Origin of the sequence: Mesorhizobium sp. LjNodule214, assembly GCF_964252735.1 — a bacterium.
Taxonomy (GTDB): Bacteria; Pseudomonadota; Alphaproteobacteria; order Rhizobiales; family Rhizobiaceae; genus Mesorhizobium.
In genome coordinates, this window is the sequence record NZ_CAXUPE020000008.1 from 23,359 (window position 1) to 44,703 (window position 21,345).

16 protein-coding genes are annotated in these 21,345 nt (G+C 62.8%); 8 read left to right on the forward strand and 8 right to left on the reverse strand.

Annotation, left to right across the window (positions count from 1 at the left end; translation table 11 throughout):
* Positions 1-172: 172 nt before the first annotated feature.
* From ACSQ3Z_RS36605 to ACSQ3Z_RS36625, 5 genes are all read left to right on the forward strand, one after another.
* Positions 173-3,157: a caspase family protein gene (locus ACSQ3Z_RS36605; RefSeq protein WP_436175925.1), complete on the forward strand. Its 2,985-nt coding sequence runs from the start codon at positions 173-175 to the stop codon at positions 3,155-3,157.
* A 144-nt stretch (positions 3,158-3,301) separates the two neighbouring features.
* Positions 3,302-4,240 (forward strand): hypothetical protein, encoded by a 939-nt coding sequence (locus tag ACSQ3Z_RS36610; RefSeq protein ID WP_436175926.1) that lies wholly within the window; start codon positions 3,302-3,304, stop codon positions 4,238-4,240.
* Between the two features lie 39 nt (positions 4,241-4,279).
* On the forward strand, positions 4,280-5,059 hold the full coding sequence (locus ACSQ3Z_RS36615; RefSeq protein WP_436175927.1) for a glycosyltransferase family 25 protein: 780 nt from the start codon (positions 4,280-4,282) through the stop codon (positions 5,057-5,059).
* 127 nt (positions 5,060-5,186) lie between these two features.
* Positions 5,187-5,777, forward strand: coding sequence for a CatB-related O-acetyltransferase (locus ACSQ3Z_RS36620; RefSeq protein WP_436175928.1), 591 nt, complete (start codon positions 5,187-5,189; stop codon positions 5,775-5,777).
* A gap of 86 nt (positions 5,778-5,863) precedes the next feature.
* Positions 5,864-6,628 carry an O-methyltransferase gene (locus ACSQ3Z_RS36625; protein ID WP_436175929.1) on the forward strand — a complete coding sequence of 255 codons (765 nt, stop codon included), beginning with the start codon at positions 5,864-5,866 and terminating at the stop codon, positions 6,626-6,628.
* A gap of 148 nt (positions 6,629-6,776) precedes the next feature.
* On the opposite strand, the gene ACSQ3Z_RS36630 is transcribed toward ACSQ3Z_RS36625, so the two are convergent.
* Positions 6,777-6,926, reverse strand: coding sequence for a hypothetical protein (locus ACSQ3Z_RS36630; RefSeq protein WP_436175930.1), 150 nt, complete (start codon positions 6,924-6,926; stop codon positions 6,777-6,779).
* Between the two features lie 270 nt (positions 6,927-7,196).
* Here ACSQ3Z_RS36630 and ACSQ3Z_RS36635 point away from each other — a divergent pair, with 270 nt between their 5' ends.
* Both ACSQ3Z_RS36635 and ACSQ3Z_RS36640 read left to right on the forward strand, forming a co-directional pair.
* A complete protein-coding gene (locus ACSQ3Z_RS36635) occupies positions 7,197-7,970 on the forward strand; it encodes an NAD kinase (RefSeq protein WP_436175931.1) in 774 nt (257 codons plus the stop codon).
* 191 nt (positions 7,971-8,161) lie between these two features.
* Positions 8,162-9,727 carry a DEAD/DEAH box helicase gene (locus ACSQ3Z_RS36640; protein ID WP_436175932.1) on the forward strand — a complete coding sequence of 522 codons (1,566 nt, stop codon included), beginning with the start codon at positions 8,162-8,164 and terminating at the stop codon, positions 9,725-9,727.
* 107 nt (positions 9,728-9,834) lie between these two features.
* Here the strand turns inward: ACSQ3Z_RS36640 and ACSQ3Z_RS36645 are convergent, their stop codons facing one another.
* From ACSQ3Z_RS36645 to ACSQ3Z_RS36675, 7 genes are all read right to left on the reverse strand, one after another.
* Positions 9,835-10,485 (reverse strand): OmpA family protein, encoded by a 651-nt coding sequence (locus tag ACSQ3Z_RS36645; protein ID WP_436175933.1) that lies wholly within the window; start codon positions 10,483-10,485, stop codon positions 9,835-9,837.
* Positions 10,486-10,646: 161 nt separating this feature from the next.
* The gene (locus tag ACSQ3Z_RS36650; RefSeq protein WP_192177521.1) at positions 10,647-11,015 is read right to left on the reverse strand and encodes a GFA family protein; all 369 of its coding nucleotides are present in this window, start codon (positions 11,013-11,015) and stop codon (positions 10,647-10,649) included.
* Between the two features lie 155 nt (positions 11,016-11,170).
* A complete protein-coding gene (locus ACSQ3Z_RS36655) occupies positions 11,171-11,548 on the reverse strand; it encodes a hypothetical protein (RefSeq protein ID WP_436175934.1) in 378 nt (125 codons plus the stop codon).
* A 340-nt stretch (positions 11,549-11,888) separates the two neighbouring features.
* Positions 11,889-12,290: a GFA family protein gene (locus ACSQ3Z_RS36660; protein ID WP_436175935.1), complete on the reverse strand. Its 402-nt coding sequence runs from the start codon at positions 12,288-12,290 to the stop codon at positions 11,889-11,891.
* Between the two features lie 166 nt (positions 12,291-12,456).
* A protein-coding gene (prfB, locus tag ACSQ3Z_RS36665; RefSeq protein WP_436175936.1) for a peptide chain release factor 2 occupies positions 12,457-13,588 on the reverse strand; the annotation gives its coding sequence in 2 pieces (ribosomal slippage) (positions 12,457-13,521 and positions 13,523-13,588; 1,131 coding nt in all).
* 125 nt (positions 13,589-13,713) lie between these two features.
* The gene (locus tag ACSQ3Z_RS36670; RefSeq protein ID WP_436175937.1) at positions 13,714-16,170 is read right to left on the reverse strand and encodes a penicillin-binding protein 1A; all 2,457 of its coding nucleotides are present in this window, start codon (positions 16,168-16,170) and stop codon (positions 13,714-13,716) included.
* A gap of 211 nt (positions 16,171-16,381) precedes the next feature.
* Complete coding sequence (locus tag ACSQ3Z_RS36675) at positions 16,382-17,638, reverse strand: N-acetylmuramoyl-L-alanine amidase (protein ID WP_436175938.1); 1,257 nt, start codon at positions 17,636-17,638, stop codon at positions 16,382-16,384.
* A 650-nt stretch (positions 17,639-18,288) separates the two neighbouring features.
* On the opposite strand from ACSQ3Z_RS36675, the gene ACSQ3Z_RS36680 reads away from it, so the two are divergent.
* Positions 18,289-21,216, forward strand: a complete 2,928-nt coding sequence (locus ACSQ3Z_RS36680) for an Rne/Rng family ribonuclease (RefSeq protein WP_436175939.1) — start codon at positions 18,289-18,291, stop codon at positions 21,214-21,216.
* The last annotated feature ends 129 nt before the right edge of the window (positions 21,217-21,345 follow it).

Sequence of the window (21,345 nt, forward strand, 5' to 3'; positions counted from 1 at the left end):
GACGTGGGTCCTTAGCCGGGACGTGCGCGCCCCGAGGGCACCTCGTTGCCGCCATGACCGCAACCCGAAGCACTCGATGCGCCGGCCAACCCGTCATGATATGCTCAAGGACGGGGCCATTGATAAATTGGGGCGGCGTGATCGTCGCGGCCTAAAGGCTTGGATCAGGATCATGCGCCTTCTTCTGGCGGCCGTGCTGCTGCTGACTATAGCGCTCTCCTCCGCCGCGCGCGGCGAGGAGCGTATCGCGCTGGTTATCGCCAACCCGGCCTATGACAATACCCCGGCCATCGCCAACGCCGAGATGAGCGCCGAACTCGTTGCAGCATGCCTGCGGTCGCTTGGCTTCACCGTGAGGCAAGTGGCCGACGGCGATCGCGCCGATGTGGCGCACGCCATGTACGATTTCGCCAAGTCGCTGAGTGCCGCCGATTCCGTCGGCGTCTTCTACTATGTCGGCCACACGGCTCAGGCCAATGACAGGAACTATCTGCTGACGCGCGGCGCGCGGACCAATTCAAAGGAAGCGACCGACGAGACGGCATTGCCCCTCGATCTGTTCATGCAGGCGCTAGAGGCCACACCGACCTTCAAATTGGTCTTGCTGGACAATCCTGGCGACGGACACAATCCGACGGCGGCCGTCACGCGAGGTCTGGCGGCAGTCACTCCGCCGTCCAATGCCATCGTCGCCTTTTCCGCCCAGCCGGGAGCCGTCGCCCTGAACGAAAACAGGCCAGTCACGGCATTTGCCGATGCGCTCACGGCCGCGCTGACCGGGCGGGGCACGAACATCCGCGCCATGCTCGCTTCGGTCACGCAAACCGTTGCGGACAAGACACTCGGTGCTCAGCGGCCGTGGGTGGCATATGGCCTTTCGGCGGACGGCAATTTTGTGCTGATACCGAATGTGCCGGCCGCTGCCGCACCGGCGCCCGTCGAAGCCCCACCGGAAGCGGCTGCACCCGAACCCGTTCCGCCACCGATAGCAGGCTTCGGCAGCGGCGGTGGCAGCTACGATTCCGGGGGTGGCGGCTGGGGCGGCGACGGCAGCGACCATGGCTCCGGCAGTTTCGATGGCGGCGGGCAGGAGCCCTATCCGATGGACGTTGCCCCTGGCAACTCGGAAGCCTGGATGAAAGGCGACGCTGAAGAGGCCGCAGCCTACGAGGAATACAAGCGCCAGGAACAGGGGCGCCAGGAACAGGAGCGCCAGCGGCAAGAGGAGTTAGCTCGACAACGATACGCGGAAGAAGCTGCCAAGGCTGCCGCCGCGGCGCAGAACAATCTCGGCGGCGCCTATCAGCAGGACGGCCAGGCCAGCGGCACAGAGCCGGCACCACCGCCTGCCCCGATGCCGAAGCCCGCCCCATTGCCTGCCATCGAGCCGCCTTCCCCGCTACCCGATTTGCCGACGACTGCCGACGCGCCTTCTGTGCCGCCGCTTGATGCACCTCCCGGCGCAGTTTCCCAGCCCGCCGACAGCGGTGAGGTCGAAGTGGTGCGCCATCCGACCATCGATGCGCCGGACGAAATCATCGCCGGCGAGACGGTGACCGTTTCCATCGCGCTGACCGAGGAGCAATTGTCGCCGGAGGTAAAGGTGAAAGCCGCCCCCGGCTCGTCGGTCACGGCGGACGGCGCGCTGGCCATGGCAATGCCGGCTGGAGCCGACGCTTGGCCGATCGACATCGATCTCTTCGCCACCGGTTTCGATCTCACCGATGGCGGCAAGTGGAGCCGGCAGACGACGCTCTATCGCCAGGGCGATAGCGATTTTGTCCGCTTCAACCTGAAGGCGCGGCCGATCGCCAGAGATAGCAAGCCCAGCCAGTTCATCGCCCGCATCTACACCGCCGGCCGCTTTCTCGGCTCCGCGTCGCGGCCCGTCACCATCAAGCGATCGCAGCCGGCCGCACCGTCTGTCGAAGCGACCGCCGACACAGCCCCGGCCATGTTGCTGGTCTCTACGCTACCGCAGTCGGCCGTGACCGGCAGTGTCGAACTCGGCCCCACCAGAACCGGTGACGTTCCCGATCTCGACGTAACCGTCCTCTATGACGACCCGAGTGGGCTGGGCGCAGGCCAGATCATCATCCATTCGCCGCACCTGGCTGGCCCGGTGACCGATACGTTCTCGACCCCACCGGAAATGGCGGCATGGCTGGACTCCGAATACCACCGCCTGCTGCAGCTCGGATTGAGCCTGCGCGGTGCGACCTCGCTGCAACAACCAGCCGCAAGCAGCGACCCGGACGCGCAAAAGCGTTTTGTCACGCTCGCCGCCGAAGGCTTTGGCGACACCCTCTACCGGAACTATGTGCCGAAGGCGTTCAAGGACGTGTATTGGTCGCTGCGCGACAACAGCAAACTGCATTCGATCCAGATCACCTCGAACAGCCCCACCCTGCCCTGGGAATTGATCCGCCCTCAGAGGGAGGGGGACGCAAGCAGAGACGGCTTCCTCGGCATGAGCTACCGGCTGGCGCGCTGGGCGCCACGCAGCACGTCCTCGCAGGTCGACAATCCGCTCGACCGGATGGCCTTCACCGGTGTCGCGGCTATCGCTCCCTCCTATGTCGACAAGCAGTCGCTGCGGTTCCAGCAGGTCGAGATCGCAGCGCTGAGCAAGCTCGCCGGCTACCGTCGCTTCGACGGCGATTTCGTCTCCTTTGGAAAACTGGTCGGGGAGGTCTCGACCGGATTCATCCATTTTTCCGGCCATGGCGAGGTCAACCAGCCAAGTAGCGGCCGGCCGGTCTTTGCCATCGACCTCGTCGACCAGGCGCTCGACCCTGACACCTGGCGCGCGCTGGTCGCTGGCGCGCACGGCAAGGGTAACCCGTTCTATTTCTTCAACGCCTGCGACACCGGGCGCTCGCAGATGCTCGGCGGCTTCGTCCAGGGCTGGGGTCCGGCGGTGTTGGCCGGTGGCGCGTCCGGCTTCATCGGCGGCATGTGGCCGCTGACCGATCGCGCGGCCGCCGATTTCTCGACCGATTTTTACAGCGGCATCACCGGCCGGCTCGAGCACGGGCCGGTCTATCTGGCCGAAGTGCTGGCGACGGTGCGCAAACGCTTCTACGAGACCGGCGACCCGACCTACCTCGCCTACACATTCTACGGTAACGCCAACCTTCAGGTCGTGACGCACTAGACATGATTGACCACGGGCGACGCGCCGTGAACGTTTGACGCATGCCCATAGCAACATCAAACGCTTTACAAGCGACTGGAATTCCGGAAGCGGTCGGCAACGTGGCTCGACCGGATGCGCCCGCTTCGGAAATGAGGATAGGTGATGGCACGAAAAATTCTGAAGAGAACCGTCGATGCGATCAACGCCAGCAGCTTCGTCGGCAAGGCGAAATCGATCCGCGACCAACTATCCTATCGAATCTATCAGGCCAAGGGAGCCAGCCGCGGGCGGGAATTCGCGCGCCATTTGCAAAAATCCGGATTGTCCAGGGTTTGCTTCACCATCGCTTTCAACACGCCTTGGGTCATCGATGCATTGACCAAGGCATGGCAGATCTATGCGCCGGGATTGTCGCTCGTGGTCGTGGACAATTCGTCCAGCGATGCAGCGAGAAAATCGATTGAACGCATCTGCTCGGCAAGAGGCGTACCTTACCTCGGCTTGCCCAACCGTCGTGAGCGCCATTGGTCGCGTTCGCATGGGACGGCCCTGACCTGGGTGTTTGACAACATCGTCAGGCACCTTCGGCCGGAATTCTTTGGATACATCGATCACGATTGCTTCCCGGTCGCCCCCTTCGACATTCCCGCGCGGATGGAAGGAAAGGTCGTTTATGGTCTTAAGCTGCCTGCCAACGAGAATTTCCGCTACAAGCCAAGCAAAGACGATCCCAAATGGCATCTTTGGGGAGGCTTCTGCTTCTTCCGCTTCGCGGCCGTCGAGGGACTGGATCTGGATTTCGGGCCGCGCATGGAACTCGGCCTGGACACCGGCGGCGGCAACTGGCTGCCGCTCTATTCGCGCCTGGCAAAAGCAGACATTTCAGCTGCGGTCGAAGAACCCGCTGCTGTCGTGCTGGCTGGCGAACGCAGTGAGCATCATCAGATGTTTGACGCCGCTTTCTTTCATGTCGGAGGCTCCTCCTACGCCGACCAAAAAACCCGCCATCACCGCACACCGCAGCATCGCGAATTGTTGCGCGACTATGTTTGGGAAACCTACCTCGGCGGCGCCCAGGAGCGGATTGCCAGCGATTCCTGATCCGCCACCGGTATCGACTGCCGCGGGTGCAATGCATAGATGGCGCCTCTGGATTTTCGAGACCTGCAACATTACAGACGCACAATGCAAGAGTTCCCAACCGGCAAGGTCTTTGTCCGCGTATGCCACGTCAAACAAGGCTACGAGGACCGGGAGCGTCATATTCTGAAGGAGTTCGGCCGGCGCGGCGTGCCAGTCCATTTCTTTCTCGACTGGGACGTTGCGGATATCACGGAGGAAGTCCGCACGTCCTTTGTCGGATCGGACAAATTGCGGCCGTCCGAAGTCTCGCTTGCCCTGAAGCAGGTCGGCATATGGCGGGAGTTTCTCGAAACGGACAAGCCGTTTTGCCTGGTGTTCGAGGACGATGTGTTCCTTGACGCCGACTTCGTTGTCAAACTGGGCGAGTGCATTGCCGAGTTCGGCAGTCCAGACCGGAAGGCTGTCGTCTATCTCGGCAGCGGCAGCAATTATTATGTGCCTCGATGGAAGTTGCGGAAGGGCCAGAGACTCTATCCGGGGCTCCATGCGCGCTGCGCCGATTCATACCTGATCACGCGCCCGGTCGCCAAAGCTAGGCTCGATTGGTTGGCCGAGCACAAGCTGTCAAAGCCGATCGACCATCAGATTGAACATATCGATGAGAAGTTGGGCATAGAAATGCTCTGGTTCGAGCGGCCGATCGTTGAACAGGGAAGCCAGAACGGTGCGTTCCAAAGCTCGGTCGCAGGCTCGGCTCGTCACCTTTGGCTGAAACGGATCAGCTGGAGTTGGAAAAAGGCCAGCCGGCGTTTCTTCGGTCACAACGCGCGCGACTAAGTGCGTGCCTGAGCAGGATTGCGCTCGTCATGGCCATTCCTTTGGGATTCCGAATAGTATCAGCACCAACGCTGGATACCGCTCTGCGGCGCCAAACTTATAGTCGTTTGTTTTTTGGAGATTCCCTTTGTCGAAACTATCCAACTGGTTGCGCCAGCATCGCATCCTCGGAGCAAGGCACCCGTTGGCAGCGCACGTAACTGTTGGACGCCACACCTATGGCATAACGAAGCACACGGTTTCCATGCAGTCCGCAGAGGCACCCTTGAATGTCGGCTCTTTTTGCTCGATCGCCGGCCAAGTCGTCATCATGTGCTCCGGCAATCACTCGATGGACTGCGCGACATCGTTCCCGGTCCACATGCAGCTGCTGAAAGGGCCTTCGCCGGTCGACAATGGCGGAAAGCGAGCCGGCGTGAATATTGGCAACGACGTCTGGGTCGGTTTCAGAGCGACCATATTGCCTGGCGTAAGCATCGGTCATGGTGCCGTCGTCGGCGCGGGCGCAGTGGTCACCAAAGATGTGCCACCCTATGCAATTGTCGCTGGGAACCCTGCGAGAATTATCCGGTTCCGCTTCGCCGACGAGATTATCTCAAAGTTGCTCGCAATCCGCTGGTGGGAATGGGATGACAACAAGATCAAACAAGAGGCCGACACGCTAACCGGCCCGATAGAAATCTTTGTTGCGAAGCATTTTCAGACTGCACCCCGATAACAATTCTCTTGTTTCTCTTTCGACCACTCTTGGGCTTGTGGGACCTGAGAGGAGCCAGTATGTGCGGCTCAAGCGAGGTATCAGCCATGTTCAATTTTAGAAAAAAGCGTCCCGAGCTTGCTCCCATGGAACAGGCTTTGCTGCGCACTCCGGCGAGACATAAGCTGGAGTCGATAATTTTAAGCTCCGACGACGAGGCGTGGCAGCCAACGCGACGCCTGGTTGATCTAGCCATTAGAGCGGCGAGTCGCGCTGCCGATATTTCTTTTCCCGACCTCGACAGTCGAAAAGCCAAGGAGCGGCGCTGGTACCGCACTTGGCCAGGAGAACACTACCGGCTTCTCGCCGCGTTGGTGGCTGATCTGGAAGCCTTGACCGTTATCGAGATTGGAACCTGGACGGGCATGGGAACGCTGTCGATCGCCTCCGCGCTCCCGCCAGGCGGTAGGGTTGTTACTTTCGACATCGTGCCATGGAATAGCCTTAAGCGATCCTGGTTTCGCCAAGCTGATTTCGCAGATGGGCGCATAGTTCAGCATCTGGCTGACGTTACAACGCCCGAGGGGATGGCGCCCTATCGAAGCCTTTTTGCAGAGGCCGATTTCATTTTTATAGATGCCCCGAAAGACGGCGTCACCGAACAGAATTTCATCGACACTTTGGGTGCTCTAACCTTGCCGAAGGACCCAATCGTCATGTTCGACGACACCCGGGTCCTGAACATGATCCATATATGGCGTCAGTTGAAGCGACCGAAGCTGGACATAACATCGTTTGGCCACTGGAGCGGGACTGGTCTGGTGGACTGGAATGGAAAAGCGGGCGCCAAGAAAAGTCTCGCCGCCGAATAAGGTGCAAGGCGGAACGTCTTTCGTCACATTGCTTCCTGCGGCGTGCCCTGCGCAGTGGCCAATCGTGACACCCGAGAGGACGAAAGCACAGACTCCAATCTCGGAGTCGGCCGCTTATCTGGCGTCAATGATCACCGGATTTGCGAACCTACAGCGCCTTTTGCGGACAGGGCATGCCGGCTGCATCGCCGCAGCGCGAGGCGGTGGGCTGCGGCCGGATGCTCATTTCTTCGGACTGGCGCACCAATTCGGAAAAGAGGAGGGCAAAGCTTCCCAGCATCAGGAAGACGATGATCATTCGGGTCACAGGCAATAGACAGGTCTCGACTGGCTGGCCCCCACGCCGCCCATCACTGCCGGCTAACATGATCGATCCGGCTTTACGAGAGCTTAAGTCCCGTCTTAACCATCACATTCCCTTGTTCTGCGACAAGATGCGCGAGCGGCCATGCCCCCGGTGCCGTATCGAGGCCCGGCCTCCCTTTGCAGATGCGGGTGGCCCATGCTACCCCGGCGCAGGCGCGGCCCGGCAAACCGGTCGCCGCCAATCGGTCGTCATCGGGGAACCATGAGCAAAGCCGCCAGCCGTCTCGCCTTCGTTTCCTCCGACACAGCCGACGCCAAGGCAGCGCTGGAAAACCTGTCGGCGCGCTATGGCCAGTCTTCAGTCGAAGACGCCGAGATTGTCGTGGCACTTGGCGGCGACGGTTTCCTGCTGCAGACCCTGCGCGACACGATGAGTACGGGAAAGAAGGTCTACGGCATGAACCGTGGCACCATCGGCTTCCTGATGAACGAATACCGCACTGGCGGCCTCGTCGAGCGCATCACGGCGGCCGTCGCCGAGACCATCCGTCCGCTGGAGATGCTGGCGCTCACGCATGCGGGCGAAACGGTTTCGGCTCTCGCCATCAACGAGGTCGCGCTGTGGCGGCAATCCTACCAGACGGCCAAGATCCGCATCACCGTCGACGAGCAGGTGCGGCTGGAGGAATTGAACTGCGACGGCGTCATGATCGCGACGCCCGCCGGCTCGACCGCCTACAATCTGTCCGCGCACGGGCCGATCCTGCCGCTCGATGCGCCGCTGCTGGCGTTGACCCCGGTCAGCCCGTTCCGCCCGCGCCGCTGGCGTGGCGCGTTGCTCTCCAACAAGGCGACGGTTCGCTTCGACATTCTGGAGCCGGAAAAGCGGCCGGTGAACGCCGCCGCCGACCATACCGAGGTGAAGGCGGTGGCCTCGGTCACGGTGCGGGAATCGACGACGGCGACAGCAACGTTGCTGTTTGACCCCAATCATTCGTGGAACGAGCGCATCCTGGCGGAGCAGTTCCGCTATTGAGCCGGCGCAACGACAGGGCCTCGATTAAGCATCGCGATTAAGCTTACGATTTCACAATCGTAGCATTCCGGCCCGTTTCTGTTGACAAATCGCGGGCTTGCGCCTAATCGCATTACCGATCTTGCAGGCGCGCAGCGCTTGCCGCGACGGATGCCGTTGCGCTTCCCCGAACCAGCCAAAGACAGCAAGACTTGTCCTCAGACACTCAGACCGCTCAAGAAGCGTTGACTTTTTCGGACCTCGGCCTGTCGCCGAAGGTCCTTTCCGCAGTCACCGACGCCGGCTACACGCAGCCGACTCCGATCCAGGCCGGCGCCATTCCGCACGCCTTGCTCGGCAAGGATATTTTGGGCATTGCCCAGACCGGCACCGGCAAGACGGCATCCTTCGTGCTGCCGATGCTGACCCGGCTGGAAAAGGGCCGCGCCCGCGCTCGTATGCCGCGCACGCTGATCCTCGAGCCGACGCGCGAACTCGCCGCGCAGGTCGAGGAAAACTTCATCAGATACGGCAAGAACCATAAGCTCAACATCGCGCTCTTGATCGGCGGCGTCTCCTTCGACGAGCAGGACAAGAAGCTGGAGCGCGGCGCCGACGTGCTGATCGCGACGCCCGGCCGCCTGCTCGACCACCGCGAGCGCGGCAAGCTCTTGCTCAACGGCGTCGAGATCCTCGTCATCGACGAGGCCGACCGCATGCTCGACATGGGCTTCATCCCCGACATCGAGCGCATCTGCGAGATGATCCCGTTCACCCGGCAGACGCTGTTCTTCTCGGCGACGATGCCGCCCGAGATCACCAAGCTCACCGAAAAATTCCTGCACGCACCGGTGCGCGTCGAGGTTTCCAAGGCAGCCTCAACTGCCACCAGCATCATCCAGCGCCTGGTGAAGTCCGGCTCAAAACCCTGGGACAAGCGCGAGACGCTGCGCAATTTGATGAAGGCCGAAGACGCCGAGCTGAAGAACGCCATCATCTTCTGCAACCGCAAGGTCGAAGTGTCGGAACTGTTCCGCTCGCTGCTGAAGTATGATTTCGACGCCGGCGCCCTGCATGGCGACATGGACCAGCGCGCGCGCATGCAGATGCTGGCCAATTTCCGTGACGGCAAGCTGCGCTACCTCGTCGCTTCTGACGTCGCCGCGCGCGGCCTCGACATCCCGGATGTCAGCCACGTCTTCAACTACGACGTGCCGATCCATGCCGAGGACTATGTCCACCGGATCGGCCGCACCGGCCGTGCCGGACGCTCTGGCAAATCCTTCACCATCGCCACCAAGTCGGACACCAAATACATCGACGCCATCGAGCGGCTGATCGGCAACAAGATCGAGTGGCATGACGGCGACCTGTCGACGGTGGTCGCCAGCGAGGACGAAACGCCGCGCCGTGGCCGCGGCGCGCCGCGCCGCGCCGGCCGCAAGGACGACGACCGCAAGGAAAAGGGCGAGCGCAAGCCACGCGAACGTCACGCCAGGCACGCGGAAGACGCAGCGCCGGAAACGGTGACCGCGGAGCAGCCGGCCGAGGCCACGGTCGCCGACATCGGCGAGCGGCGCGCGCGCAAGGAAGCGATCCGTTCGGAAAACACCGAGCGCAAGGCCGATCGCAACGAGAGCCGTACGCCGGAGCGCGGCGATTCGAGGCCGCAGCGCGACAACAATCGCCCTGCCCGTCACCGCCAGGAAGACAACGACGCCACCGTCGGCTTCGGCGACGACATGCCGGCCTTCATGCGGATCGTCGCCAAAGTCTGACGCCGCCAAGGTCTCACACCGCGTTCGCCACGCGCTGGGGCATTCCTGCATTGCCATAAGAAAACGGCCCCTCGCAGGGCCGTTCGCATATTTGGTGCTGCCCTTGCTCAGGTGAGCGGCGAGAGCTGGATCTCGACGCGCCGGTTCTGGGCGCGGCCGGCCGTTGTCGCGTTGGACGCGATCGGGCGGGTCTTGCCGAAGCCGGTGACGGCGAAACGGCGCGAATCGACGCCCTGCCCGGACAGATAGTTGGCGACCGCCAGCGCGCGGCGCTGCGACAGATCGAAATTGTGCTCGTCGCCGCCGGTCGAATCGGTGTGGCCGAACACATCGACCGTGGTCTGGCGGAACTTGTTCAGCACCAGCGCCACCGAATTCAGCACCTGATAGAAGCCCGGCTTCACCGCGTCCTGGTCGACATTGAAGGTGATGTCGGACGGCATGTTGAGGATGATCTGGTCGCCGGTGCGCGTGACGCTGACGCCGGTGCCCTGGAGCTGGCGGCGCAGTTCCGCCTCGTTCTGGTCCATGGTGGCGCCGATGGCGCCGCCGGCAAGCGCGCCGATGCCGGCGCCAATCAGCGCGTTGCGGCGGTCGTTGCCGCCGGCAAGCAGGCCGATGCCCGCACCGGCCAGCGCGCCGAGGCCGGCGCCGGCTGCCGTGTTGGAGACCTTTTGCTCCCCGGTGTACGGATCGGTTGTGGTGCAAGCGCTCACGAGCACAGCCGTCGCCACGACGACGAGCACAGTCTTTTTCATAGGATCGTCCCTCTTCAAACCGCAGCCGTTGCAGCCGCGCATATAAGCCCTTCCCCGGGACTTGTAGCATGAAATACGGCGAAAAAGCGGAACGGGAAAAGCGCCGGCCAAGGCTTTCCAGACGCAATCGCGGGCCGCTGCGCCAAGCTGTTCGAGACGGTTTACCAGAGGTTCCTGCCGTCGATGACGACCACCTCGACCTTGTCGAGGTCGAAATCGTCGAACAGGCGCGAATTCACGCTGATCTTCGGATTGTCGAAATCGGGCTCGCCGCTCGACCAGTCCGGCGTTTCGGTGAAGGTGCCGCAACCGCACGTAGCGCAAAACCCGTGCTTTATGGTTTTTGACCCCCAGCGGTAGAAAGAGACGTTTTCAGGCGGGCTGGTGAGCTTGAATTGCGAGGGAACGTAGTAGGCCCAGAGCGAGCCGCGCTTCGAGCAGAAGGAGCATGTGCACTGCGTTACGGTTTCAGGCGCTTGCGAAACCTCGAATGTCGTCGCCTTGCAGTGGCAGCTTCCCTTGATGGTCATGAACGAGCTCCTCTCCGTTGCCCGCCGCCCCCGCGGCAAAAGGCAACATAAAGAAGCGCTCCTGACAACCACCTGTCGGCAGGCTTTACATACCTGCCGCACCCAAGCCGAACCTCAAAGCCAATTCCTCGCGCCGATCCCGGGACGCGATTGCCTCAATATGAGCGTGGCGGCACGAACAGGCAGATCGTCTTGCCAGCGTCGAGCCCAGCCTGGTGCGCACACCAGTGGAAATCGCCGTCAGGGCTATCCTTGACGCGCTTGTCGCTCATGGGGACAACCTCACCCGTGCCGGCGATCACATAGCCCTCGGGCCTTTCCAACACTTCGCCCGTATGCGTGGTACGGCAATCGTAGTTGGCGCAGCAGGCGAACGGATAGCTCCAGCCCTGCGGCAGCGCTGCGGTGGGCTTGGCATCGTGCGCGAGAGCAGGTGCCGTCAGCACTGCGATCACGGCGGTTGCGAACAGGGAACATAGAAGTCGGCCAGCCGGTTGAACGGCAGCGGCCGATCGGATTGTGGCAGCAGGCATGGAAATGTTCCTTTCAAACGAGCCCCAAGCGTTTCGCTTGCCCGTTCCCAGAACGTGTCTTCCCAGTGGCCGGATCGTCAGGTCGCAGATATGCCGCGTCCGGCCATAAATGCTTTTGGTCCCTCAGCCCGAATGCTGGGCTGATTCCTTGGTCGGCGCAAGGAGTTGCTGCGCGCACAGTGCCGCAGCCCGCACGCCGACATCTGCCATCCGAAATGGTGCGCCGGCTTGGTTAACGAGCAGTTAACGCAGCCTGCGGCCAGGGATTGCACTCAACGAAGTACGAGCCGCTGGTTCCACCTACGCGCCTGCGGAAGCCGAGCCATCCGCCCGCGGAAGTTTAGGTCACATGCCCCTTATACTGCGGCAGGTCGTCGGTGACTGTGAACCATTTCGCCTTGGAACCGACGAAGATGTGGGCCGTCGGGCGGATGCTCGGGTCGTCCACCAAAGTGCCCATGGCGACGTGGACGAAAGCGCCGTCGCGCACCACCGAATAGAGCAGCGAGCCGCAGTGCCCGCAATGTGCGTCGTGGCCGCTTTCCTCGCCGAAGACAAGCAGTCTGTCGTCGCCTGCTGTCAGGCGGAACTTCTCGCGCTCGATGCCGGCAAAGGGCTTGAAGGCCGAGCCCGTGGTGCGCCGGCAGTTCGAGCAATGGCAGTTCGCGGCATAGACGAACTCATCCGCCACCTCGTAGTGAACAGCGCCGCAAAAGCATTTTCCGGCTAGCGTACGAGTCACCGGCTCCTCCTTCGCCCAACGCTTGGGATATGTTCAGATTCAGGTCAGGCCGAGCCGAGAGTGGTGGTTTCCGAGAACCGGAGCGGAGCGTACTTAAAGTACGTGAGCACCGGAAGCGCAGGAAACCGCCGTTCGCAGGCCGGCCTCACCTGGATATGGACATATCCTAGTCGAGGTCCGCCACGGCTTCACCCGCCCCACCCTCGATGCGCTGCGACAGCGAGGCCTCCATGAAATCGTCGAGATCGCCGTCGAGCACGCTCGACGGGCTGGTGCTCTCGACACCGGTGCGCAGATCCTTCACCAACTGGTAGGGCTGCAGCACATAGGAGCGGATCTGGTGGCCCCAGCCGATGTCGCTCTTCGACGCCTCGGTGGCGTTGGCCACCGCTTCGCGCTTCTTCAACTCTTCCTCGTAGAGGCGCGAGCGCAGCATCTCCCAGGCCTTGGCCTTGTTCTTGTGCTGCGAGCGTTCGGCCTGGCAGGCGACCGCGATGCCGGTCGCAAGATGGGTGATGCGGACCGCCGAATCGGTGGTGTTGACGTGCTGGCCGCCCGAGCCGGACGAGCGATAGGTATCGATGCGGACATCGGATTCGGAAACGTCGATCTCGATCGTGTCGTCGATGACCGGATAGACCCAGACGCTGGCGAAGGAGGTATGGCGGCGCGCATTGCTGTCATAGGGCGAAATGCGCACCAGGCGGTGGACGCCGGATTCCGTCTTCATCCAGCCATAGGCGTTGTGGCCCTTGATCAGCAGCGTGGCGGACTTGATGCCGGCCTCTTCGCCGTCGTGGACTTCCAGCACTTCGACCTTGAAGCGGCGCCGTTCCGCCCAGCGCGTGTACATGCGCAAAAGCATCGAGGCCCAGTCCTGGCTCTCCGTGCCGCCGGCGCCGGCGTGGATTTCGAGATAGGTGTCGTTGGCGTCCGCCTCGCCCGACAGCAGCGTCTCGACCTGGCGGGCCTTGGCCTCCCCCTGCATCGAGCGGATCGCTGCTTCGGCCTCGGCGATGACGCCCTCGTCGCCCTCTTCCTCACCGAGTTCGATAAGCCCGATATTGTCTTCCAGCGCCTGGGTCAGGCCCTTGACCGCCGCGATGCCTTCGTCGAGGCCCTGGCGCTCGCGCATCAGCTTCTGCGCTTCCAACGGCTCGTTCCAGAGGCTGGAATCCTCGGCCCGCACATTCAGGTACTCAAGCCGCTTTATGGCCTGGTCCCAGTCAAAGATGCCTCCTCAGCAGGGTTATCGCCTGCCTGATCTCGTCGACAATGTTCTGCGTTTCCGCGCGCATGGCTGAAAGTCTGATCCTGTTGCTGAAAATGGCGCTTGGTCGGCGCGATACATAGGGACGGCACCGCCGCCTGTAAAGCGAAATGGACCGGCTCGTAAGCCGGCCCAGGCTCTGCAGGCTGTTCGTCAGTAAAGGCCGCCGCCGCCCGACTGGATGGCCTGCGTGGCCTGCGGCGACAGCGCGCCGCCGGCGCCGTTGGAACCGTCGGCACCCATGCCGATCACCCAATAGCTGTCGGCCGGGCCGGTGCCGGGCTTGAAAGCTTCGATGATCGTACCCGCCTCGCCTTCACCTGCCTGCATGCCCGTCTTGCGGTTGATGGCAATCAGCTTCATGCCTTCCGGAACCTGGAAGTCGACATTGGGCGTGCCGTCCAGCGCCACGCGCATGAAGTCCTTGAAGATCGGCGCCGCCAGACCGCCACCGGTCGCACCCTTGCCAAGGCCGCGCGGCGTGTCGTAGCCCATATAAAGGCCGACAACGAGGTTTGGCGTATAGCCTATGAACCAGGCGTCCTTCTCGTCGTTCGTCGTGCCGGTCTTTCCGGCGATATGACGGCCGAGCTCGGCGATGGTGGCGCCGGTACCGCGCTGCACGACACCTTCCATCATCGAGGTGATCTGGTAGGCGGTCATCGGATCGAGCACCTGCTCGGCATTGTCGACCAGTTCCGGCTCGGGCTGGTTCTTCCATTCGTTGGCGTTGCAACCTTCGCAGCCGCGCTCGTCCTGCTTGAACACCGTCTTGCCGTAGCGGTCCTGGATGCGGTCGATAAGCGAGGGTTTGATCGACTTGCCGCCATTGGCCATGATCGAATAGGCCGACACCATGCGCATCACCGTCGTCTCGCCGGAACCCAGTGCCATCGGCAGATACGGCGCCAGATGGTCATAGACACCGAAGCGCTCGGCATATTCCACGACCAGCTTCATGCCCATGTCGTTGGCGAGCCGCACCGTCATCAGGTTACGCGATTTTTCGATGCCGGAACGCAGGGTCGCCGGACCAGCCACGGTGCCGTCATAGTTCTTCGGCGTCCAGGTCGTGTTGCCGCTCTGGATGGTGATCGGGCCGTCCATGATCACCGAGGCCGGCGTGTAGCCATTGTCGAGCGCCGCCGAATAGACGATCGGCTTGAACGAGGAGCCCGGCTGGCGCATCGCCTGCGTCGCCCGGTTGAACTCCGACTGCGCATAGGAGAAGCCACCGACCATGGCCAGCACGCGGCCGGTGTGCGGATCCATGGCGACCAGGCCGCCTTCCACTTCCGGAACCTGGCGCAGGCTGTAGGCGCTGTCGGAACCTTCGTTCTTCTGCACGTAGATGACGTCGCCGGGTTGGAGCACGTCGGCCGGCGACTTGGCCTTGACCGTCTTGCCGTCGACCACATGGCGCATGGCAAAGCCCATGTCTTCCTTGCTGATCGTGCCTTCGACCCGCTCCTTGACGATGTCGCCGGAAACCTGGCGCGCCGGTTGCAGGCCGATGGTGAGGCCGGCCTCGGAACTGTCGAGCACGACGGCCAAAGACCATTCCGGCACGTCTTCCAGGCCCTTGACGTTGCCGAGCGGCACGCCCCAGTCGCCGGAGACGTCGATGTTCTTCACCGGGCCGCGATAGCCGCGCAGCGTGTCGTATTTCAGCAACCCGTTCTGCATCGCCTTGCGGGCGATGAGCTGGATCTTCGGATCGAGCGTCGTGCGGACGGACAGACCGCCTTCGTAAAGCGCATTCTCGCCGTAGCGGGAGATGATCTGGCGGCGCACTTCCTCGGTGAAGTACTCGCCGGCGAACAGATAGGTGCCGTTGCGGCGCGGCGTGACACCGAGCGGCTCGGCCTTGGCCTTGTCGCCCTCTTCGCGCGTCACATAGCCGTTCTCGACCATCTGATCGATGACCCAGTTGCGGCGCTCGAGCGCGCGGTCGGCGTGCTTGAAGGGATGGTAGTTGTTGGGGCCCTTCGGCAGCGAGGCCAGATAGGCCGCTTCCGCAACCGTCAGCTCGTTCACCGACTTGTCGAAATAGGTGAGCGCGGCACCAGCGACGCCATAAGCGCCGAAGCCGAAGAAGATCTCGTTGAGATAGAGCTCGAGAATGCGGTCTTTCGAATAGGCCTGCTCGATGCGGAAGGCCAGGATCATCTCCTTGATCTTGCGCTCGTAGGTCTGGTCCGAGGTGAGCAGGAAGTTCTTCGCCACCTGCTGGGTGATCGTCGAGGCACCGACCTGGCGCCTGCCCGAGCCGGCGTTCTGCAAATTGACGATGACCGCGCGGCCGAGGCCGGTCACGTCGATACCGGGATGGTTGTAGAAATTCTTGTCCTCGGCCGACAGGAAGGCCGCCTTGACGCGATCCGGAACCGCCTGGATCGGCAGATAGAGGCGCCGCTCGCGTGCATATTCGGCCATCAGAGATCCGTCGGACGCATGGATGCGCGTCGTCACCGGCGGCTCGTATTTGGCCAGCACTTCGTAGTCGGGCAGGTCCTTCGACAGATGGCCGATATAGATCGCCACGCCCGCCGCCACCAGAAGGGCCAGCGTCGTGCCGATGCCAAAGAAATAGCCGATGAGACGAATCATGCCCGCTCCAGTCCGTGGTCCGGGAATTTCCTAAACGAAGCCGCCTTCCGCGCAAGCTTCCGGGACGGTCCCAATCCGCAATGGAAAACCCATGTCGCCACCATGTGGACAAAATACGGCAACGCTGGGACTTCGGCTTCCCGTGCGGGAAATAATAGCGCCGGGTGTTGTCGTCGTGCAACGCTGCCTGTGGTTGCAGGCGGCCGCCATATCAGCCTCCGGCTCCCGTCCCCATCTTGGCCGAGGCGAACAGCGCGACGGCATTGGTGATGCTCTGCGCCGCCTTGCTGCGCCAGTCGGCATCCAGCAATTGCGCCTCGTCCTTGGCGTTCGACAGGTAGCCGAGCTCGACCAGCACCGAAGGCACGTCGGGTGCCTTCAGCACCTTGAAGCCGGCGGAACGCTGCGGATTGTTGATGAGCCCGACACTGGTGGAGAGCTGGCCGACGAGCGTGTGGGCAAAGCTCATCGAGAAATTATGCGTCTCGCGGCGGATCAGGTCGATCAGGATGTCGGTGACTTCCTTGTTGTCGTCCTTGATCTCCATGCCGGCGAACTGATCGGAGAGGTTTTCGCGATCGGCCAACGCCTGCGCCTCTGGATCGGATGCCTTGTCGGATACGGTGTAGACTGTGGCACCCCGAATGCCCTTGACGCTGATCGTGTCGGCATGGATCGAGATCAACAGGTCGGCCTCATGCTGGCGGGCGATGCGCACCCGGTCGTCCAGCCGCAGGAACTCGTCCTTCTCGCGCGTCATGAACACGTCGTAGCTGCCGACCGCGGAAAGCCTTTCGCGTAATTCGGTGGCGAAGGCGAGCGTGACGTTCTTCTCGATGGTGCCGTGGAGCCCCTCGGCCCCACCGTCGATACCGCCATGGCCGGGATCGATGACGACCGTGAAGCGGTGGCCCGGATTGGAGATCGGCCCGGTGCCGACCCTGGAGCCCTTGTCGGTCGAGACCGTCGAACCGGTGGTCAGCGCCTGATTGGCGAGCGCGGCGTCGAATTCCCGCGCCGAGGCCGCCGACATGTCGATGGCGATTCGGTAGCCGTTGCCGTCGTCGTTCTTGAGCACGTCGAGCTTGTCGACCGAAAACGGCCCCTTGCCGGTGAGGATCAGCCGCGATCCCTGGCCGAGATCGCCGTAGCGCACGGACTTGACCAGGCCGCGGGCCTTCACGTCCCTGGCATTGATGGCGAACCTGGTGCGCGGCAAATCGACGACCAGACGATTGGGGCCGCGCAGCAGGAACCATTTGATGTCGGGCTCGCGATCGAAATTCATGACGATGCGCATCTTGGTGGCATCGCCCGCCATCTTGTAGCCGGTGGCGCCGAGCGACGCGTCGGCGGCGTCAGAAACGGTGGCAAAAGCGAGGAAAATCACCATCAGCAAAAGAGTGCGGACGGCATGCAAAGGCCCAGCGGCGCCATGACCCTTGTTTGCGGTGCCTGCCAGTCCCATTTCTTTCCAGTCGCTCCCGGTTTGGCGCCAGGCGCCGGGTCGTTTCGTCGAAGTGCCGGTTAGGCCGCGGACTCGATTAACGATTGGTATCCAGAGAAGGTTAACCAAGCCTTCTCGGACAAGGATTTGGAGCCTGTGCTTCCCCAAGGGAACCGCTTTTTGCCGGCATCCTAAATCGGGGTTGCCTTCCATGCCGCCAAATCATAAAAGCGATAGTGGATCACTGCAATCCTGGAACCGCTTCCTCCGCAGCTTCCTGCTACAGGTCAGATGAAAAGCGGCTCCTTTCGCTTCCAGCGAAAAGGCTTCAGGTGATCGCGACGAATTTCGCAGGTGCGCGCCCGTGGCGGGGGAATCGCCTGCGTGAGGAAAACGGCCGGGTTTGTCCCGCGCCGGCTCTGTATGAGCAAACAAGCTGGTCCGGTCTTTCCGGGCTTTGGTTCAAAAGGTTCTGCTGGTGACGATGGCTTCAAGCGCAATCATGGAAAGGTCCGCATCAAACCGCGCCATTATGGCTGCGGGCGGCACCGCCATGGCGCTCAAGCGGCGGCCGGCGGACGTTCAATTGTCCGGCACCCACACTGCAGACACGCAGCAGCAGGCTTTGCCTCGCAAGCTGCGGCTGACGGCTGCCGGGGGGAAACGAAATAATGCCCAACAAAATGCTGATAGACGCCTCCCACCCGGAGGAAACACGCGTTGTCGTCGTTCGCGGTAACCGTATCGAAGAATTCGACTTTGAATCACAGGACAAGAAGCAGCTCAAAGGAAACATCTACCTCGCCCGCGTAACGCGCGTCGAACCCTCCCTTCAGGCAGCCTTTGTCGAATATGGCGGCAACCGTCACGGTTTCCTCGCCTTCAGTGAAATACACCCCGACTACTACCAGATCCCGGTCGCCGATCGTCAGGCCCTGCTGCGCGCCGAAGCGCAGGAAGCCCAGGACGAAGAGGACGAGGACAATGAAGGCGAGGATCGCCAGGGCCGCGATCGCGGCCGGCGCGGACGCCGGCGCGGCGGCAAAGGCCGCGAGCGCGGCGAACACAAGCGCGACGCCGGTGCCGCCGAGTCCGATGAAAGTGGCGAACATGGCGACACGGGCGGCGATGCAATTGCCGAAGACTCCGCCGCCGAAGCCGATTTCACAGCAGAAAATGCCGACACCCCGCCCGAAACGGCCGGGCACAACGACGAAGCCGCCGATCACGGCGAAGCGGAAGCGTCCGAAGACAAGTCCGGAAACGGCCCCACGTCGATCGCCGCAATTGTCGAAGCCGATGTGGTTTCCGAGGCTGCCCCGCAGCCGGAATCGGCCTCCGCCGACGCAAGCGGCGAAGCCTCGTCCAGCGACAATGATCGCGGCATGTTGGAAGAGGTCCAGTCCTCCCATCTGGACGATCACGAAGTCGAATCGGTCGGCGCCGAGGATGCGCTGGAAGAAGTGCGCAACCGCCGCAAGCCGGTGCGCCGCCAGTACAAGATCCAGGAAGTCATCAAGCGCCGCCAGATCCTGCTGGTGCAGGTCGTCAAGGAAGAGCGTGGCAACAAGGGTGCGGCGCTCACCACCTATCTGTCGCTTGCCGGCCGCTATTCGGTGCTGATGCCCAATACGGCGCGCGGCGGCGGCATTTCGCGCAAGATCACCAACGCGCAGGACCGCAAGCGGCTGAAGGAAGTCGTCGCCGATCTCGAAGTGCCGCAGGGCATGGGTGTCATCCTGCGCACGGCCGGCGAGAGCCGCACCAAGGCCGAGATCAAGCGCGACTACGAATATCTGATGCGGCTTTGGGAAAACGTCCGCAACCTGACGCTGCAGTCCACGGCCCCTGCCCTGGTCTATGAGGAAGGCAGCCTGATCAAGCGCTCGGTGCGCGACCTCTACAACAAGGACATCGACGAGATCCTGGTCTCCGGCGAGGAAGGCTATCGCGAGGCCAAGGACTTCATGCGCATGCTGATGCCGAGCCACGCCAAGGTGGTTCAGCCGTTCCGCGACACGACGCCGATCTTCGTGCGCAACGGCATCGAGGCGCAGCTCGACCGCATGCTGCAGCCGCAGGTGACGCTGAAGAGCGGCGGCTACATCATCATCAACCAGACCGAGGCGCTGGTTGCCATCGACGTCAACTCGGGCCGCTCCACCAAGGAGCACTCGATCGAGGACACGGCACTTCACACCAATCTCGAAGCGGCCGAGGAAGTCGCCCGGCAGCTCAGGCTGCGCGATCTCGCCGGCCTGATCGTCATCGACTTCATCGACATGGAGGAGAACCGCAACAACCGCTCCGTCGAGAAGCGGCTGAAGGATCACCTCAAGAACGACCGCGCCCGCATCCAGGTCGGCCGCATCTCGCATTTCGGCCTGATGGAGATGTCGCGCCAGCGCATCCGCGCCAGCGTGCTGGAATCGACCATGAAGCCCTGCCCGCATTGCGGTGGTACCGGCCATGTGCGCTCCGATTCCTCGGTGGCGCTGATGGTTGTTCGGGCGATCGAGGAATTCCTGCTCAAGGATTCGCGCAGCCACATCACGGTGCGGACCCCGGCGGCGACCGCGCTCTACGTGCTCAACCACAAGCGTGGCACGCTGGTCGAACTCGAAAGCCGCTTCGGCCTGACCATCACGATCGAGGCCGACGACGCGGTCGGCGCGCAGCACTATGCGATCTTCCGCGGCGCACTGGCGGAAAAGCCGGAGGGCTTCGTCGAAGTGCGCAGCCTGCCGACCTATGTCGAGCCGGAAGAGCCTGAAGACGAAATCGTCGTCGAGCAGGAGGACGAGGCACCTGCCCAGGCGGAGCAACCGCGCCATCCCCAGCAGCAACAGCCGAGGTCCGGCGAGGACGGCGAAGGCCGCGACCGCAAGCGCCGCAAGCGCCGCAGGCGGCGTGGCGGCAAGGATCGCGATCGCGAACATGGTGACCGCGAGCACGGCCCGGCGGAAGGTGCCTTGGTCTCGGCGCCGGCGGATGTCGACGCCGCTGTCGCAACGGATGAAGCCGCCGCCGAGGGCGGCGAAGCGCCGGTCGATGCCGTCGCAGTGGACGCGTCGGACGACGGTCAGGGCAAGAAGCGCCGGCGCGGCAAGCGCGGCGGCAAGCGCAATCGCCGTGAGGACGGCGAGGACGGAGCCGAGGCAGGCGAGACTGCCGATGGCGTCGAAGCCGATGCGCCGGCAATTGAAGCCGCGGCCATCGAGCCTGTGGCCGAGACTGTCGCCGCCGTATCGGTGGAAGAGCTTCCCTCTGCCGCCAACGACGATATGCCGAGCGCCGAGAAGCCGAAGAAGAAGCGCGCGTCAAGGTCCAAGAAGGCAGCAGCAGAGGTTGCCGCCGAGACGGTAGCCGAGGAACCTGCCGAGGATGCTACACCGGCCGAGGCGGCGACGCCTGCGCCTGTGCCGGCCGCCCCGGCTGCCGAGGAGGAAGCGCCTGCTAATGCCCGCCCGACCCGGCGCAAGCCCGTCGCCATCGATGCTCCGGTCGTACCGGTGGTCTCGTCGACCGTGCCCGAAGAGGCTAAGGCCGAGGAAAAGCCGAAGCGCGCCGGCTGGTGGCAGCGGAAAGGCTTTTTCTAAGCTTTTCAGCCGCTTGTGCTGACTATCTGATAGAAAAATCCCGCGCCGTCGAAAGACGGCGCGGGATTTTCGTATCTACGCCAGCCCCGATCCGAGGGCTGCTGAGATTCAGGTCAGGCCGAGTCGAGA